The 365-nt window shown below is 40.8% G+C and carries 1 pseudogene; it reads right to left on the bottom strand.

What is annotated here, in order from left to right:
* Positions 1 to 125: 125 nt before the first annotated feature.
* Positions 126 to 365, bottom strand: a pseudogene (locus tag AB4161_RS23225) (IS5/IS1182 family transposase); the annotation flags it as partial.

The raw sequence follows: 365 nt of genomic DNA, 5'->3' as shown, positions 1-365 counted from the left end.
CTTGAACTCGGATATATGTCTGCAATCTTTTACCTAAAACTTTCAGATTTACTACTTGCCAATAGGAAGTGTCCATATATGATCAAATCAGCTTGAAGATCAACGACACCATATGTAGCTAGCCGTTAGCTTCTAACGGGCATACCTAGTCCTATGACTTTGTTAATCGCTTTGACATTCGCCATGATTTCGCCCACTTGAGCGTTGTAACATCTCAAGCTCAATTTATCGCTTGTTAGTCCTTTATATCGGGACATAGCAGTCTCAGATATTGAACGATAGTGATAACCAGACTCTGTTTTCCATTCCGATATTGTTCCATCTCTCAGAGCCATTACCGCTTTGTTTCTGGGATGACCGTCTTC

This window comes from Vibrio sp. 10N.286.51.E5, assembly GCF_041469125.1.
GTDB classification, from domain to species: Bacteria; Pseudomonadota; Gammaproteobacteria; order Enterobacterales; family Vibrionaceae; genus Vibrio; species Vibrio crassostreae_C.
This window is presented reverse-complemented; position numbering and strand designations above follow the sequence as displayed.